Source organism: Caballeronia sp. (assembly GCF_049581465.1).
In the GTDB taxonomy this organism is placed as follows: Bacteria; Pseudomonadota; Gammaproteobacteria; order Burkholderiales; family Burkholderiaceae; genus Caballeronia.
The window spans coordinates 1-13,864 of record NZ_JBAUSA010000230.1 but is presented as its reverse complement, the minus strand read 5'-3'; the positions used below and the strand labels follow the sequence as shown (position 1 = coordinate 13,864).

Sequence of the window (13,864 nt, the reverse complement as noted above, 5' to 3'; positions counted from 1 at the left end):
GCATCATCTGTTCGACCGCCCACTCCCGCGTTCGCGCTGAATAACGCTTCATCTTCCATTCGCTATCCGCCCCCATGTTTGTATTAAAGTGATTCGGGTGACGCGACAACTAGTCTGACATGGAGGGTTTGAAAAGAAATGAAGTCCCGCCCCGGACAGGGGCTAACAGTAAAAGCCAAGAAAATCCGACTTAAGCAGAACGACCACGCTAGCAGAAGGGCTCAACGCTCTCCCCACACTCGCCGCGAGCAGCACCCCCCTGTGGGGGCAGCACCCCCCTGCTACCCAGGCCGCCCACGTGGCGCGAACCCCGCTGACCATTTCATCGCCGGACGCTCGACCAGCCAATAAAAGCCAAGCGCCGCGACAACCGGGACGATCATAAACGCGAACGAAGGCCAGATCGCCGTTTGCAAAGCCGAGCGGAACAACAGTGAGCCGAGAAAGATAAAGATCGGCAAATGGACTACGTACAGCGAAAAGCTGAACTCGCCGAGCCACGAAAAGCCACGTACCGGCAGCGAATTGCGCATCGGCCTGTCGAGCGCCTGAAACAGATACGCGGCAAAGGCGAGCGCCCACAACTGGAACGCCCCATATTGACCGAATTTGAACGCGACGCAGCCTGACGCCGCAAGAACCACCGCGGCAAGCTGCAGTTTGAGCGAGCCCTTCGAGCCCTTCGAACCATCCGCCAGCTTCGTCGCACCCGCCGACGCGACTTTCGCTTCGGCGATCCACGCGCCCAGCGTCCATGAAAACCAATACGACGCGAACAACACGATCTCATGGCGCTCGAACACGAACGCGGACGCGACATTGATCAATGCGACACCCAGAAGAACCGCCTTCATGCCGAGCTTCCTGCGCGCGGCCAGCAACAGTGGATAGACCAGGTAGAACTGCACCTCGATAGAAAGCGTCCACAGCGCGCCGTTCGATCCGAAGGTCTTGCCCGCCACGCCTTGAAGCGATAGCAAGTTGACCATGAATGCATGCAGATCCACCGGGTTGATTTTCGGACTGACCGGCGTAAAGCGCAGGCTGAACGTATCGAGGGCAAGCGTCAGCAGCAACGCCGCCAACAGCACGGGATAAATGCGCGCGAAGCGTCGCATCAGGAAGTTGCGGGTATCGAAGGGCGCGGCCGGATTGGCCAGCAGCTTGCGCGCCGTGCCGCGATGAATACAGTACCCGCTGATGACAAAGAAAATGGGCACGCCGGCGGAACCCCACGCAATGGGCAGCGTGAGATAGCTGAACAAAGCGTTCAGGTCGAAGCCGGTCGCGCTCTTGTGAAACTGCTGCATGCCGACCCACGTGATCTGGCGGCAATGAAAGTAGGCCACGAGCAACGCCGCGATACCCCGCCACGCGTTAATCGCGACGTCTTTCGTATCGATACTCAAGCCCGTTCCCGCCGCGCGCTCGCGAGGCGTTTGCAAAGAGGCACTGACCGGATCGATCAGGGAGGAGTCGCTCATTAAGACCTCGTGTTCATGTTGAACGAAGGCCTGACCGTTCATGGCCTTCCAGCGCCGTTATGCGCGCTGATGGAAGGCCATATTGCTCCTACAAATATTCGAAAAATATCCCGCGTGCGGCGTTTTGCGAAACCCGCGCGAAACACGGGCGAAGCGGGGCGGCGGAAATTTATTCGGCGACGTGACCCATAAGAGACCGACTACGTGGCGAATTAATTCAACTGATTATTTATCGATTTTTTTCTGATAGTTTCCTCTCAAACCATTTAGAACAGAGGTGTGCCATGAACATGCATGCACTTGCCGGTGTTGCCGTGCTGTTGGTTCTTGCAGCCGTTTCGGCGTATCGGGACGCGTTGCGCAACGATCCGATGTCAAAACGAAATGCGGTGCCGGTGCGCTTTCCTCACGCTGAAGACGCGGAGTAAAGCGCGTGGCGGCAGGCGCTCGAACGGTTCGCACCTCGGGTCCGCGCGAAGCGCTGGGACTGAGCGTGCCGCCGATAGCTCACCGGGCGTTCTCGTCCCGATTTCGAACACGTTTTATGGATTCAAAGTGCGATGCTGAAAGTCACTAAAGCCGTCTTTCCCGTAGCTGGGCTGGGCACGCGGTTCTTGCCTGCGACCAAGGCAAGTCCGAAGGAAATGCTGCCTATCGTCGATAAGCCGCTGATTCAATATGCGGTTGAAGAGGCTATTGCTGCCGGCATTACGGAAATGATTTTCGTAACAGGCCGCAGCAAGCGGGCGATTGAGGATCACTTCGACAAATCGTACGAGGTCGAGGCGGAGCTGGAGGCGCGTGGCAAGGCCGCGTTGCTCGACGTGGTCCGCAGCATCAAGCCGGCGAACGTAAATTGTTTCTATGTTCGCCAGCCTGCCGCGCTCGGTTTGGGTCATGCGGTGTTGTGTGCGGAAAAGATGGTCGGCGACCATCCGTTCGCGGTGATTCTCGCCGATGACTTGCTGCACAGCAAAGAGCCGGTCATGAAGCAGCTCGTCGATGTCTTTAACCACTATCACAGCTCGGTGATTGGTGTAGAGCGGATTCGTCGTGACGATAGCGCGTCGTACGGTGTGATCGAGGGGCGTGAGTGGGAGGAGGACATTATCAAGTTGTCCGGCATTGTGGAGAAGCCGCAGCCTGCGTTGGCGCCGTCGAACCTGGGTGTGGTCGGGCGATACGTGTTCATGCCGGGCATCTTCGAGCATTTGCGTAATACGCGGCCGAGCGCGGGCAACGAGATCCAGCTTACCGATGCGATTGCGTCGTTGCTGGCGGAGGAGCAGGTGTTGGCTTACCGGTATTACGGCACGCGATATGACTGCGGCAGCAAGCTAGGGTATTTGAAGGCGACGGTGCAGCTCGCGTTGCAGCATCCGGAGGTTCGCGACGGCTTCGAGGCGTATTTGCGTGAATGCATGAGCGGGTTCCTGGTGGAGCCTGCGGGGGTGGTGGAATTGCCCGAGGTGATTGAGGTGGTTTGAGGGCCTGCTGGCGGCTGGTGGGGAGGTTTGGGGCGGTGCTGCTAGCGTTGCGTGTGGGGCGAGGGTGGAGGGGGTGCTGCGCGCGGCGAGTGTGGGGAGAGCATTGAGTCCTTCTGCTAGCGTGGTCGTTCTGCATAAGTAGTATTTTCTTGCTTATTACTGTTAGCCCCTATCCGGGGCGGGACTTCATTTCTTTGCAAACGCGCAAAGAAACGAAGCAAAGAAACGCGTTCTAAACCGCGAATACCTAAGTGTCGTCGTTGCTCATTTCAGGTCTTTGGCACGAACGTAGCACGGCCCCAAATATTTAACCCGCAGTTGAACACCCACCTCTCTCTCAAAGGGCGCGCACACGCTTCGCCTCGAGCGCCCAAGTGGCTTGTTTCGACGCCCACCGATGTGCCCCGCCGTCAGCAGAACTACCCGGCCTTCGCCGGCACAAGGCGCCGGCACAACTGGGCCAATCCTGCGGCCTGCCTCCCCCCTTTGGCTTCCCGAAGGGTCTGCCCGGCACGTTACAATACGGGATGAACCGTAAAACCCGCACTCAACCTATAAATCCTGCCGAGGCCACCGAAAACGATGGCAGCGAGCACGGCTACGACCGCCCAAGCAAGTCGCAACTGAAGCGCGACATGCTGGCGCTCCAAGTCCTGGGCGTCACGCTAATCGAGTTGCCGAAAGACGCGCTCAAGCGCGTCCCCATGCCCGAAAAGCTCGACGACGCCGTTCGCGCCGCCCGTCGCATCACCGACCACGAAGGCCGGCGCCGGCAGCTTCAATTCGTGGGTCGCGTCATGCGCTCGCTCACCGACGAAGAAACGGCCGCAATCCGTACGGCGCTGGAAATAAATAAAGGCGTGAACCGCGCCGAAACTGCCAAGTTGCACTGGATCGAACGCACGCGCGAAAAGCTCCTCGCCGACGACGCCGCCCTCACCGATTTCATCCGCCAGCATCCAGGCGTCGACCCGCAGGAAGGCCGCACGCTGATCCGCAACGCCCGCAAGGAACGCGAGCTGGCCAAGCCCCCGCGCTATTTCCGCGAGTTGTTCCAGTGGATCAAGACGGCAGCCGGGGTCCCAGACGACGAAGCCGACGAAACCCCAGAGCCGGACGATGACGACTACGACGACCAAGATGACCACGCCCAAACGTAATCATCCCGATGAGTTGATCATTGGATTGGTGTCGGTGAGTGACCGCGCGTCGCAGGGTGTGTATGCGGACAAGGGTATTCCCTCGCTTATGGAGTGGCTGGCTGGCACGCTGAGTTCGCCGTGGCGAGCGGAAACGCGCTTGATTCAAGACGACGCCGCGACCATCTCGGGCGCGCTCGTTGAATTGGTCGATGACGTCGGTTGCGATCTGGTCCTGACCACGGGTGGCACAGGCCCGGCGCGTCGCGATGTAACGCCTGAGGCGACGCTCGCTGTCGCCACGAAGCCCATGCCCGGTTTTGGCGAGCAGATGCGCCAGATCAGCCTGAATTTCGTTCCGACCGCCATTCTCTCCCGGCAGGTTGCGGTGATCCGCGAGACGGACAGTCACGCCGCGCTGATCATCAATTTGCCCGGGCAGCCGAAATCGATCAAGGAAACGCTGGAAGGGCTCCGGGACGCGGACGGAAAACCGACCGTGCCGGGTATTTTCGCAGCCGTGCCTTATTGCATCGACCTGATTGGCGGACCGTATATTGAAACGCGCGGCGAAATAGTGGCCGCGTTTCGACCGAAGAGCGCGATTCGGCCGGCGAAGGCGGCAGACGGAGCACTTCCGCCGGGGGGGCTGGAGGGGAGGGTTTGAAAGGGTTCTGTCTGAGGCGAAGCGTGTGCGTGACGTTGGTGCTTGAGGGGGGTGTTCGACTGCGGGTTAAGTGTTTGGGACCGTGCTACGTTCGTGCCAAAAACCTGAAATGAGCAACGACGACCCTTAGGTATTCGAGGTTTGAACGCGTTTCTTTGCTTCGTTTCTTTGCGCGTTTGCAAAGAAATGAAGTCCCGCCCCGGGCAGGGGCTAATAGAAATAAGCAAGAAAATCCGACTTAAGCAGAACGACCACGCTTGAAGAAGGACTCAACGCTCTCCCCACACTCACCGCTAGCAAAAGGACTCAACCCTTGCCCCACACTCGCCGCTAGCAGATCCGCCCTCAAGCCCTCCGGCTAGGAACCCTAGGAACTCACCGGAATTAAGAAATGCTCCCGGTAGTACTTCAATTCATCGATGGATTCGTGGATATCGGCAAGCGCCGTATGCATCGCGCGCTTCTGGAAACCCTTATATATGGCCGGTTGCCACCGGCGGCACAATTCCTTCAGCGTGCTGACATCGAGATTGCGATAGTGAAAGAACGTCTCAAGTTCCGGCATCCAGCGCGCCATGAACCGCCGATCCTGGCAAATCGAATTGCCGCACATGGGCGACTTGCCCGGCGGAACATACTGCCCGAGGAATTCGCGAATCTGCCGGGTGGCTTCCGCTTCGTCCACGGTCGACACCCGCACACGCTCGGTCAACCCTGAACGGCCATGCGTGTTGCGATTCCATTCGTCCATCTTGCCAAGCGCCGTCTCATCCTGATGAATCGCCAGAACGGGACCTTCCACTAGCTTGTCGAGCGTCGAATTCGTCACGACCACGGCAATTTCAATGATGCGGTCGGTATCGGGTTCAAGACCCGTCATTTCCATATCAAGCCACACAAGATTCATGTCGCTGCGAACGAGCTCCGCAGAACTGGAAGGAGAAGCGGATTCAGCCATGGATTCAGCCATATTTAGGGCAACCTGAATGGATTCGACGCCGGGATCGGCTCGGTCGGGGTAGCGTTGGGTCGGCGTTGGGTCGGCGTTGGAAAGCATCAAGAGGCCGCACGCGGGGGCGGCCAAGAACCTATAATTCTCGCATAATTCAATCGGATTTCCGCTGATGCCCAATATCAATCTCGCCTTCTCGGTGATCTTCGTCGTGGCGCTGGTCGGCATGGTCGGCACGAAGCTGTGGCTGGCTTCGCGCCAGATCCGCCATGTCGCGGCGAACCGGCTGCGCGTGCCGTCGCAATTCCTCCAGTCCATTCCGCTAGCCGCACACCAGCGCGCCGCCGATTACACGGTCGAGCGCACACGCCTCACCATGATCGAAGTCGTGGTCAGCGCCGCGTTGCTGATCGCCTTGACGCTGCTCGGCGGTGTGCAGCAGATCGACCTCGCGGTCAGCGACTGGCTGGGCCGCGGCTACGAAGGGCAGATGGCGCTGGTCGCCATCGTGGTCGCGATCACAGGCATTGTCGATTTGCCGTTCGACTACATCCGGCACTTTGTAATCGAAGAGAAGTTCGGATTTAACCGGATGACCAGGAAGCTCTTTGTACTCGATCTCGCGAAGGGCATCCTGCTCGGCGCGGCCATCGGATTGCCGGTGCTCTTCGTCACGCTGTGGCTGATGAACCAGGCCGGCGCGCTTTGGTGGCTCTGGGCGTGGGTGCTCCTGGTCGCGTTCCAGATGCTCGTGTTGATCCTATATCCCACGTTCATCGCCCCGCTTTTCAACAAGTTCGAGCCGCTGAAGGACGAGGCATTGCGCGCGCGTATCGAGAACCTGATGGCACGGACCGGCTTCGCCGCGAAAGGCTTGTTCGTGATGGACGGCAGCCGCCGTTCAGCGCACGGCAACGCGTATTTCACGGGCTTCGGGGCGGCCAAGCGAATCGTTTTCTTCGATACCCTGCTCGCGCGCCTCTCAGGCAACGAGATCGAAGCAGTGCTCGCGCACGAACTCGGCCACTTCAAGCGGCGCCACGTCATCAAGCGGCTAGTCGTGATGTTCGTGCTCAGCCTCGCGATGCTCGCGCTGCTCGGATGGCTCGCGCAGTGCGTGTGGTTCTACGAGGGACTGGGCGTGCGACCATCGCTGCTCGGCAACAACAACGGTCTGGCGCTCGTGCTGTTCATGCTGGTGTTGCCCGTTTTCATGTTCTTCGTGACACCGTTGGGAAGCCTGAGTTCGCGCAAGCATGAATTCGAAGCCGACGCTTTCGCGGCCAGCCAGACCGATCCGCGCGACCTCGTGAACGCGTTGGTGAAGCTGTACGAAGACAACGCTTCCACGCTTACGCCCGACCCGTTGTACAGCGCGTTTTACGCGTCGCATCCGCCGGCATCGCAGCGCATCGAACGTCTAATGCAGCTGGCCGCATGAGGCCGCGCGACTCGAAGAAGGCAGCAACAAGCGCGCGTATCAAGGGAACTGTCATTGCGGCACACGGGCGGCATTATCTTGTCGCCCCCGCCGATGGCAGCGTGATGCTCCAATGTTTTCCTCGCGGCAAGCGCAGCGAGATTGCGGTCGGCGACCATGTGATTTACGAGCAGTCATCGGCGGATCAGGGGGTGATCGTCGAGATTGGTGAGCGGCGCAATCTTTTGTACCGATCCGACCAGTTCAAGTCGAAGCTATTCGCCGCGAACCTCGACCAGTTGCTGATCGTGCTCGCCACGGAGCCGCACTTCAGCGAGGATCTGCTGGGCCGCGCGCTGATTGCGGCCGACGCGCATGGGCTCGAACCGTTGATCGTGTTGAACAAGATCGACATGGAAGGACCGCTGGCAGTAGCGCGCAAGCGCCTGGCGATGTATCAGGAGATGGGCTACACAGTCGTGGAGTTGTCGGCAAAGGCTGCGCCGGAACGCGTGCATGAAGAACTCGATGCCCGCCTCGCGAACCGTTCGACCTTGTTGCTGGGTCAATCCGGCATGGGCAAGTCGACCCTGGTGAATATCCTGATACCGAATGCCGCGGTGGCGACGCGGGAGATATCGAAGGCGTTGAATAGTGGCCGGCACACGACGACCTTCACGCGGCTGTATCCGTTACCGGGCGGGGGATCGTTGATCGACTCGCCGGGCTTCCAGGAGTTCGGGTTGCACCATTTGTCGGAGGGGCAACTGGAGCGTGCGCTCGCGGACTTCAGGCCTTACCTGGGCAAGTGCCGCTTTTACAACTGCCGCCATTTGCACGAACCGGGGTGTGCGATCCTGGAGGCGTTGGCGCAGAAGAAGATCAGGATGGAGCGTCATCGGCTATACGCGCAGCTGGTGCACGAGGCCAGCCAGATCGTTCGATAAGGAAGAGAAACCACGCATGATGAAGCTGACACGGGCACCGAATTTGATTACGGCGCATCACTGGGTAAACGTGTTGGTGATGGCGGGGATACCGTGCGAGTTGCACAACCGCTATCTGAGCGGAGCGATGGGCGAGATCCCGGCGGAGCAGTGCGCCCCGGAGATCTGGCTGATGGACGAAAGAGACGAGGCGTTAGCGACAGGAATACTGGACCGCGCTAGAAACGGTCCTGAAAGGAATGCTAAAAGTTGGCGTTGCCAGAGCTGCGGCGAAACGCTCGAGAGTCAGTTCACAGTGTGCTGGCAGTGTGGAACGTCGAGAGACCCGCTGAACGACGAATAAGGGGATGGCCCGACGGCGCGCGCCGTTCACAGGCGAAGACCATAGGCCAAGGCCCTAAGCCAAGAGCAACGTCAGCAACCGAAGCGAAGACGCGAGGCAAATGCCTAGGAAAGCCAGACCGCGATACTCAGCATGAGCAAAAGCAGCATCCAGAGAATGACTGCCCGCCACACGAGCCCGACAGCGGACTGCAACGTCCTGGGCGTGCAATCATCGCCCACTGGCAAGGGACTGGCATCCCCGACCGCTAACGCCTCTACGCTAAGCGGCTCGGCAAGCGGGCCGGCCAGCCGCGCCCCCAAGGCCCCGCTCCCCGCCGCGAGCAAAACCCCTTCATTCGCATCGGGCCATTGGCGGGCATGATTGCGCCACGCATAAATAGCGTCTTCGAAATTCCCGACGATGGCAAACCCCAGCGCAGTCAGTCTGGCCGGAATCCAGTCGATAAAAAAGAACGCTTGCTGGGCAAATGTGGAAAATGCCGGCGTTCTCTCATCGGCAGGCTGAACCCAGGATCTCGCCAAATGCTCCGCGATCCGATAAAACACAGCGCCAGCCGGCCCGACAGGAATAAGAAACCAGAAGAAAACGCCGAATACATGCCGATGTGAAGCCACCACCGCATGCACGAGCGTGTGGCGAACGATCTCACTAACGGGCATATCGACAGTATCGAGCCCGGTCCACTCGTTGAGAACTTCCCGCGCGCGAGGCACGTCGTCGTTATTCAAAGCCAAGTGAATATCGGTGAAATAATGACTGAACTGCCTAAATCCCAGCGTGAAATAAACGATCACGACGTTCCAAAGAAACGCCAACGCGAAGTTGATCCGATAAAGCACGTAGTAGACGAGCCCGACGGCCAGCGTCCAGGGCAACACCACGACCAGCCATGCCAAAACGCCGTGCCGCTGCTTGCCCGCATCGAAACCACGAGCTGCGGAGTCCGCATGATATTGAAGCAACGCCGAAACGGGATTTTGCGGCGAGAGCGCGCGCAACTGCTCGATGATGAGAGCCAGCAATACGGAGAAAAAAGTCATGCGATGCGCCGAGACATTCGAGTTATACGAATTTCGTGTAACGATAGCACAGCACTGTTGACGCGGAGACCCTTGGTGACAACGCTACTAAATGCCCCGAGATAAAGACTTGAGATGCGTTGCGCGTCAAGCCGCCAGGAAGCGATAGAAATTGCGTAACATGCCCGCCGTTGCGCCCCAAATGAAATAGGGAGCCGTATTTTCCTTCGGCGTAAAAGGCATCGCAAAAAAACGACGTTCCCCGCCTTCCCATCGAAATACACGGATCTGGTGATTGGCCGGATTCATGAGAAACGCGAAAGGGACCTCGAAGATCTCGGCGACTTCAAGCGCATCGGCCTGCAATTCAAACGGCGGATGAACCAGCGCCACCACCGGCGTCACGCGAAATCCCGTACCGGTCAGATACTCGGGCAATTCGCCCAGCACTTCCACGTGCTTCGACGCCAACCCTACTTCCTCTTGCGCCTCACGAAGCGCGGTTGCGGCGGCATCGACGTCTTCGGGTTCGTAGCGCCCGCCGGGAAAACTGATCTGTCCGGCGTGAGTCGAGAGATGAAGGGCGCGTTGCGTGAGCAGGACGGTCAAGCCGCCCTCGCGCAGCACGAGCGGCACGAGCACCGCCGCCACGCGCGGATCGCCGCCCAGCGCCTTGATCCGATCCTCCGGCGGCTCCTGCGTCCATTCGAGCGTCTGCCCGAAGCGCGCACGCAATCCATCCGCCGTCAGCAACGCTTCGCGGACAAGCGGCAAGCCGGTGCCCGCCGATTCGATCGGAAGACTTTCAGCTTCGAGAATGCGGGGAGTCGACGGCTTGGTCGGAGGCACGAGGAACGTTTCGAAAGTATCGAATGGTCAAGAGAGGTGATTGGAACACACCAATGAAAAAAGCACCCGTAAGGGTGCTTTTCCTGTGCGACTCTTACGCCTTGGAAGCGCTGCGGTCTTTCGACACGAGCTTTTCCTTGATCCGAGCCGACTTGCCCGAACGTTCGCGCAAGTAGTACAGCTTTGCACGACGCACGTCGCCGCGACGCTTCACGACGATGCTCGCCAGGATCGGCGAGTAGGTCTGGAACGTACGCTCGACGCCTTCACCCGACGAAATCTTGCGGACGATGAAATTCGAGTTCAAACCACGGTTACGCTTCGAGATGACGACGCCTTCGTAAGCCTGGACACGCTTGCGCGTACCTTCGACTACGTTGACATTGACGATCACCGTATCGCCGGGGGAGAATGCGGGGATGGTCTTCTCGCCGAGCGCGCGTGCAATTTCTTCTTGCTCGAGTTGTTCAATCAGATTCATTACCGACTCCTTAAGCCATCTTGCCGGAGTTGTTTGCCATATTTTGGCCCCGGTAGAGGATGGGTTCACATCTGACGCCCGCTTGAAAAACCCAAGCAACGCGTCTCCCTGGTGTCGCGCTGTCGAACGCGAAAGCGTCAATGCGCTTTCAGTTCTTTAGCGAGACTTGTGAGCCACGCCTCGTCGGCACGGCTCAGCATCTTTTTCCTGCGCGCCCGGTCGATCAGGTCCGGCCGCTTTTGCTGCGTATTCTTGAGCGCTTCACGCCTGCGCCATGCCTCGATTTCCTTGTGATGGCCGCCGAGCAGCACATCCGGAACCCGCACGCCAGCGTATTCTTCCGGCCGGGTGTAGTGCGGACAATCGAGCAAAACGTCGACGAAGCTATCCTGCACCGCCGATTGCGAGTCGTTCAGCACACCCGGCAACTGGCGCACAACCGCGTCCATCAGCGCCATGGCGGGCAATTCGCCGCCCGACAAGACAAAGTCGCCGAGGCTGACTTCTTCGTCCACCACGCGATCGATCAAACGCTGGTCGATCGCTTCGTAACGGCCGCAGAGCACCACGAGACCGGGTTCCTGAGCGAATTGCATCACGCGCTCATGATCCAGCGTCCGACCTTGTGGCGACATCATTACCACGCGCGTACGCGCAATACCCTGCCCCGCCTGCGCGGCTTTCGCAGCCGATATCGCATCTTCCAGGGGCCGCGCCAGCATGACCATGCCGGGGCCGCCGCCGTAAGGGCGATCGTCGATGGTTCGATAATTATCCGAGGTGAAATCGCGGGGATTCCACGTGCGCAGACCGAACCTTTCCTGCTTGACCGCCCGGCTGGTAATACCCCAGTCGGTCAGTGCGCGAAACATCTCGGGAAAGAGCGTCACGACGTCGAACTGCATCGCTCTCTCCTTGCAGTGATCAGTAATCGGTTTCCCAGTCGACGACAATCTTGCGCGCCGCCTGATCCACCGTTTTGACAAACACGCCGACAAACGGAATCAACCGTTCGCCCGTGGTAGCCGAGCCGTCCTTGGCCGTATCCGGGAATTCCACGCGCATGACGGAATGGGCGCCGTTGTCGATCATGCCGGCAACCTGGCCCATCGCAACGCCCGCTTCATTCACGACATCCAGGCCGATCAAATCGACCCAGTAGAACTCGTCGTCGCCGGTCAGCTTGGGGAAGTCGCTGCGCGACACGTGCACCGTGTGTCCACGCAACGCATAAGCGACATCGCGGTCGTCGCATCCGGCGAACTGCGCGACGACTGTGTCGCTATGAATCTTCGACATCAGGCAACGAGCCGACTTGAACTCGCCTCCCTTGACCAGCCACCAGCGCTTTGTTGCCAGCATGGCGTCGCCGCCGTGCCCCGCATTCGCGTGCGGCACAACCTTGACCCAGCCCTTCAGGCCATACGCGTCGACGATCGCACCCACTTCGATTGCGTCGTCAGGCAAGCTTTCGACTGCTTCAATGGCGTTTTGCCCCGAAACGTCGATAGCCACGCGACGCGCTGCCGGCTTGCGGACAAACGCGCCAAACGTGGCTTCGTCGTGCTCGGGCTTTCCGCCACGCGCGGCCGACAAACCTGAGTCTGAACCGGTATCACGCGTAGGCATGAGCAAATCTCCAGCTAATCCCGGCAGCGATATTCGAACGGGCACCAGCAGTCCGTTCGATCAACTGCACCGGAGCCACTTAGGCTGCCGGTTGAGCTTGTTTCGATTGCTTGACCAGACGAGCGACAGTCGTTGACAACTGTGCGCCGTTGTCTTGCCAGTACGTCAGACGATCTTGCGCAATGCGCAGCGATTCGCCTTTGGTCGCGACGGGGTTGTAAAAACCCACGCGTTCGATGAAGCGGCCATCACGGCGGCTACGCGAATCGGTTGCGACGATATTGTAAAACGGGCGCTTCTTGGAGCCGCCACGAGCCAAGCGGATGATAACCATGCTGAAATCCTTGAAAACCGGGGTTCGGAACTACCAAAACACGCGATTATAGCGGCAAAACTCAGTCTTAACAAACACTTGAACCGATTAATCGAGATGACCCAGCGTGTGCAACGCCGCGCGTCCCGGCCTGCCAACGGCCGCGACGCGCCATGCAACGGCGTTTCGAGGCGTCGGGGCGAGCTTAGGGCCGCCGATTCTGGGAGACTCAAATTTTTTTTATCCGCCGCGTAGTTTGCGAAGAAACGGCGCGGGGCTCTGGATGGAATCGGTCGCAGAAGGATGACCCGGACGGGCGAAGGAGCCTGGGGCCGTCCAGCTCGTTGCCGACGGCTCGCTCCCGGTCAGCGATGATTTCGCCCGAGGATTCATCACTCTGCCCTTACTTATAGGCTACTTATAAGCAGCCCTGATGTGAAGGTCTCTGGGCTCGGCGTAGAATGCCGTGTCATTTTTGCACTAATGCGATTCCCCCGCCCTCACTCCCTCATTGCCCCTATCCCGCTCTCGATGAACAATCCGTCGTCCCCTTCCACGCGTTTATCCGATACACCGTCGCCCAAGCGCTTTCGATCGAAGACGCTGACCGCCGCGCTGGCGTTCTTTTTTGGCAGTATCGGCGCGCATCGGTTTTATCTGTACGGCCTGCGCGATAAGTTCGCCTGGGCGCATATTGTCGGGATCTTGCTCGGCGCAGTGGGCTATATGTTGCTTGCCGCGACGGATCGGGCTTCCATGCTCGGATGGGTACTCGCCTTCCCCGGCGCTGTCTCGCTACTGGCGGCGTTTCTGTCCGCGATCGTTTACGGACTCCGTCCCGATGAGAAATGGGATGCTCAATTCAATGCCGCCACCGGACAACACAGCGAATCTGGATGGACCGTCATCCTTATAGTGATGTTTTCGTTGCTCGTGGGTGCTTTCCTGCTGATGACCGGACTGGCACTCACGTTTCAGACTTACTTCGAAGGGCAGGTTCAGGCGGCCAAGGAATTGTCGCAGTGAGGGGTTGAGGGGCTCAACCGCTTCTCGCTCTGCGCCACCCATCTTTCTGATCGACCAACAAAAACGCCGCCCGGTTTCTTCCGAAACCGGGCGGCGTTTTTATTT

Annotated in this window: 16 protein-coding genes; 8 read left to right on the top strand and 8 right to left on the bottom strand. The window is 59.2% G+C overall.

Annotated elements, in window-relative coordinates:
- Window positions 1-281: 281 nt before the first annotated feature.
- Window positions 282-1,484, bottom strand: a complete 1,203-nt coding sequence (locus tag WCA53_RS05750; protein WP_423906755.1) for an acyltransferase family protein — start codon at window positions 1,482-1,484, stop codon at window positions 282-284.
- A 284-nt stretch (window positions 1,485-1,768) separates the two neighbouring features.
- On the opposite strand from WCA53_RS05750, the gene WCA53_RS05745 reads away from it, so the two are divergent.
- From WCA53_RS05745 to mog, 4 genes are all read left to right on the top strand, one after another.
- A complete protein-coding gene (locus WCA53_RS05745; protein ID WP_423906750.1) occupies window positions 1,769-1,912 on the top strand; it encodes a hypothetical protein in 144 nt (47 codons plus the stop codon).
- A gap of 132 nt (window positions 1,913-2,044) precedes the next feature.
- The gene (galU, locus tag WCA53_RS05740; RefSeq protein WP_423906747.1) at window positions 2,045-2,971 is read left to right on the top strand and encodes a UTP--glucose-1-phosphate uridylyltransferase GalU; all 927 of its coding nucleotides are present in this window, start codon (window positions 2,045-2,047) and stop codon (window positions 2,969-2,971) included.
- Between the two features lie 527 nt (window positions 2,972-3,498).
- Window positions 3,499-4,131 (top strand): ribosome biogenesis factor YjgA, encoded by a 633-nt coding sequence (gene yjgA, locus WCA53_RS05735; protein ID WP_423906762.1) that lies wholly within the window; start codon window positions 3,499-3,501, stop codon window positions 4,129-4,131.
- Window positions 4,112-4,777: a molybdopterin adenylyltransferase gene (mog, locus tag WCA53_RS05730; RefSeq protein WP_423906744.1), complete on the top strand. Its 666-nt coding sequence runs from the start codon at window positions 4,112-4,114 to the stop codon at window positions 4,775-4,777. The genes yjgA and mog overlap by 20 nt, the downstream gene beginning before the upstream one ends.
- 367 nt (window positions 4,778-5,144) lie before the next feature.
- Here mog and orn read toward each other — a convergent pair whose 3' ends face one another.
- Window positions 5,145-5,735: an oligoribonuclease gene (gene orn, locus WCA53_RS05725; RefSeq protein WP_423906742.1), complete on the bottom strand. Its 591-nt coding sequence runs from the start codon at window positions 5,733-5,735 to the stop codon at window positions 5,145-5,147.
- A 166-nt stretch (window positions 5,736-5,901) separates the two neighbouring features.
- Between orn and WCA53_RS05720 the strand changes: the two genes are divergently transcribed.
- The 3 genes from WCA53_RS05720 to WCA53_RS05710 are packed head-to-tail and all read left to right on the top strand — an operon-like array spanning window position 5,902 to window position 8,439.
- The gene (locus WCA53_RS05720; protein ID WP_423906737.1) at window positions 5,902-7,170 is read left to right on the top strand and encodes a M48 family metallopeptidase; all 1,269 of its coding nucleotides are present in this window, start codon (window positions 5,902-5,904) and stop codon (window positions 7,168-7,170) included.
- The gene (gene rsgA, locus WCA53_RS05715; protein ID WP_423906733.1) at window positions 7,167-8,096 is read left to right on the top strand and encodes a ribosome small subunit-dependent GTPase A; all 930 of its coding nucleotides are present in this window, start codon (window positions 7,167-7,169) and stop codon (window positions 8,094-8,096) included. The genes WCA53_RS05720 and rsgA overlap by 4 nt, the downstream gene beginning before the upstream one ends.
- Window positions 8,097-8,115: 19 nt before the next feature.
- Complete coding sequence (locus WCA53_RS05710) at window positions 8,116-8,439, top strand: DUF2007 domain-containing protein (RefSeq protein WP_423906759.1); 324 nt, start codon at window positions 8,116-8,118, stop codon at window positions 8,437-8,439.
- 104 nt (window positions 8,440-8,543) lie between these two features.
- On the opposite strand, the gene WCA53_RS05705 is transcribed toward WCA53_RS05710, so the two are convergent.
- From WCA53_RS05705 to rpsP, 6 genes are all read right to left on the bottom strand, one after another.
- The gene (locus tag WCA53_RS05705) at window positions 8,544-9,482 is read right to left on the bottom strand and encodes a CobD/CbiB family protein (protein WP_423906730.1); all 939 of its coding nucleotides are present in this window, start codon (window positions 9,480-9,482) and stop codon (window positions 8,544-8,546) included.
- A 126-nt stretch (window positions 9,483-9,608) separates the two neighbouring features.
- Window positions 9,609-10,310, bottom strand: coding sequence for a CoA pyrophosphatase (locus tag WCA53_RS05700; protein ID WP_423906726.1), 702 nt, complete (start codon window positions 10,308-10,310; stop codon window positions 9,609-9,611).
- Between the two features lie 94 nt (window positions 10,311-10,404).
- Window positions 10,405-10,791 (bottom strand): 50S ribosomal protein L19, encoded by a 387-nt coding sequence (gene rplS / locus WCA53_RS05695; RefSeq protein ID WP_423906723.1) that lies wholly within the window; start codon window positions 10,789-10,791, stop codon window positions 10,405-10,407.
- A gap of 137 nt (window positions 10,792-10,928) precedes the next feature.
- Window positions 10,929-11,696: a tRNA (guanosine(37)-N1)-methyltransferase TrmD gene (gene trmD / locus WCA53_RS05690; RefSeq protein ID WP_423906720.1), complete on the bottom strand. Its 768-nt coding sequence runs from the start codon at window positions 11,694-11,696 to the stop codon at window positions 10,929-10,931.
- 19 nt (window positions 11,697-11,715) lie between these two features.
- Entirely contained in the window at window positions 11,716-12,420 is a 705-nt protein-coding gene (gene rimM / locus WCA53_RS05685; protein ID WP_423906716.1) for a ribosome maturation factor RimM, read from the bottom strand.
- Window positions 12,421-12,499: 79 nt separating this feature from the next.
- The gene (gene rpsP / locus WCA53_RS05680) at window positions 12,500-12,754 is read right to left on the bottom strand and encodes a 30S ribosomal protein S16 (RefSeq protein ID WP_423906712.1); all 255 of its coding nucleotides are present in this window, start codon (window positions 12,752-12,754) and stop codon (window positions 12,500-12,502) included.
- Between the two features lie 510 nt (window positions 12,755-13,264).
- Between rpsP and WCA53_RS05675 the strand changes: the two genes are divergently transcribed.
- Window positions 13,265-13,759, top strand: a complete 495-nt coding sequence (locus WCA53_RS05675) for an NINE protein (RefSeq protein ID WP_423906709.1) — start codon at window positions 13,265-13,267, stop codon at window positions 13,757-13,759.
- Window positions 13,760-13,864: the final 105 nt, after the last annotated feature.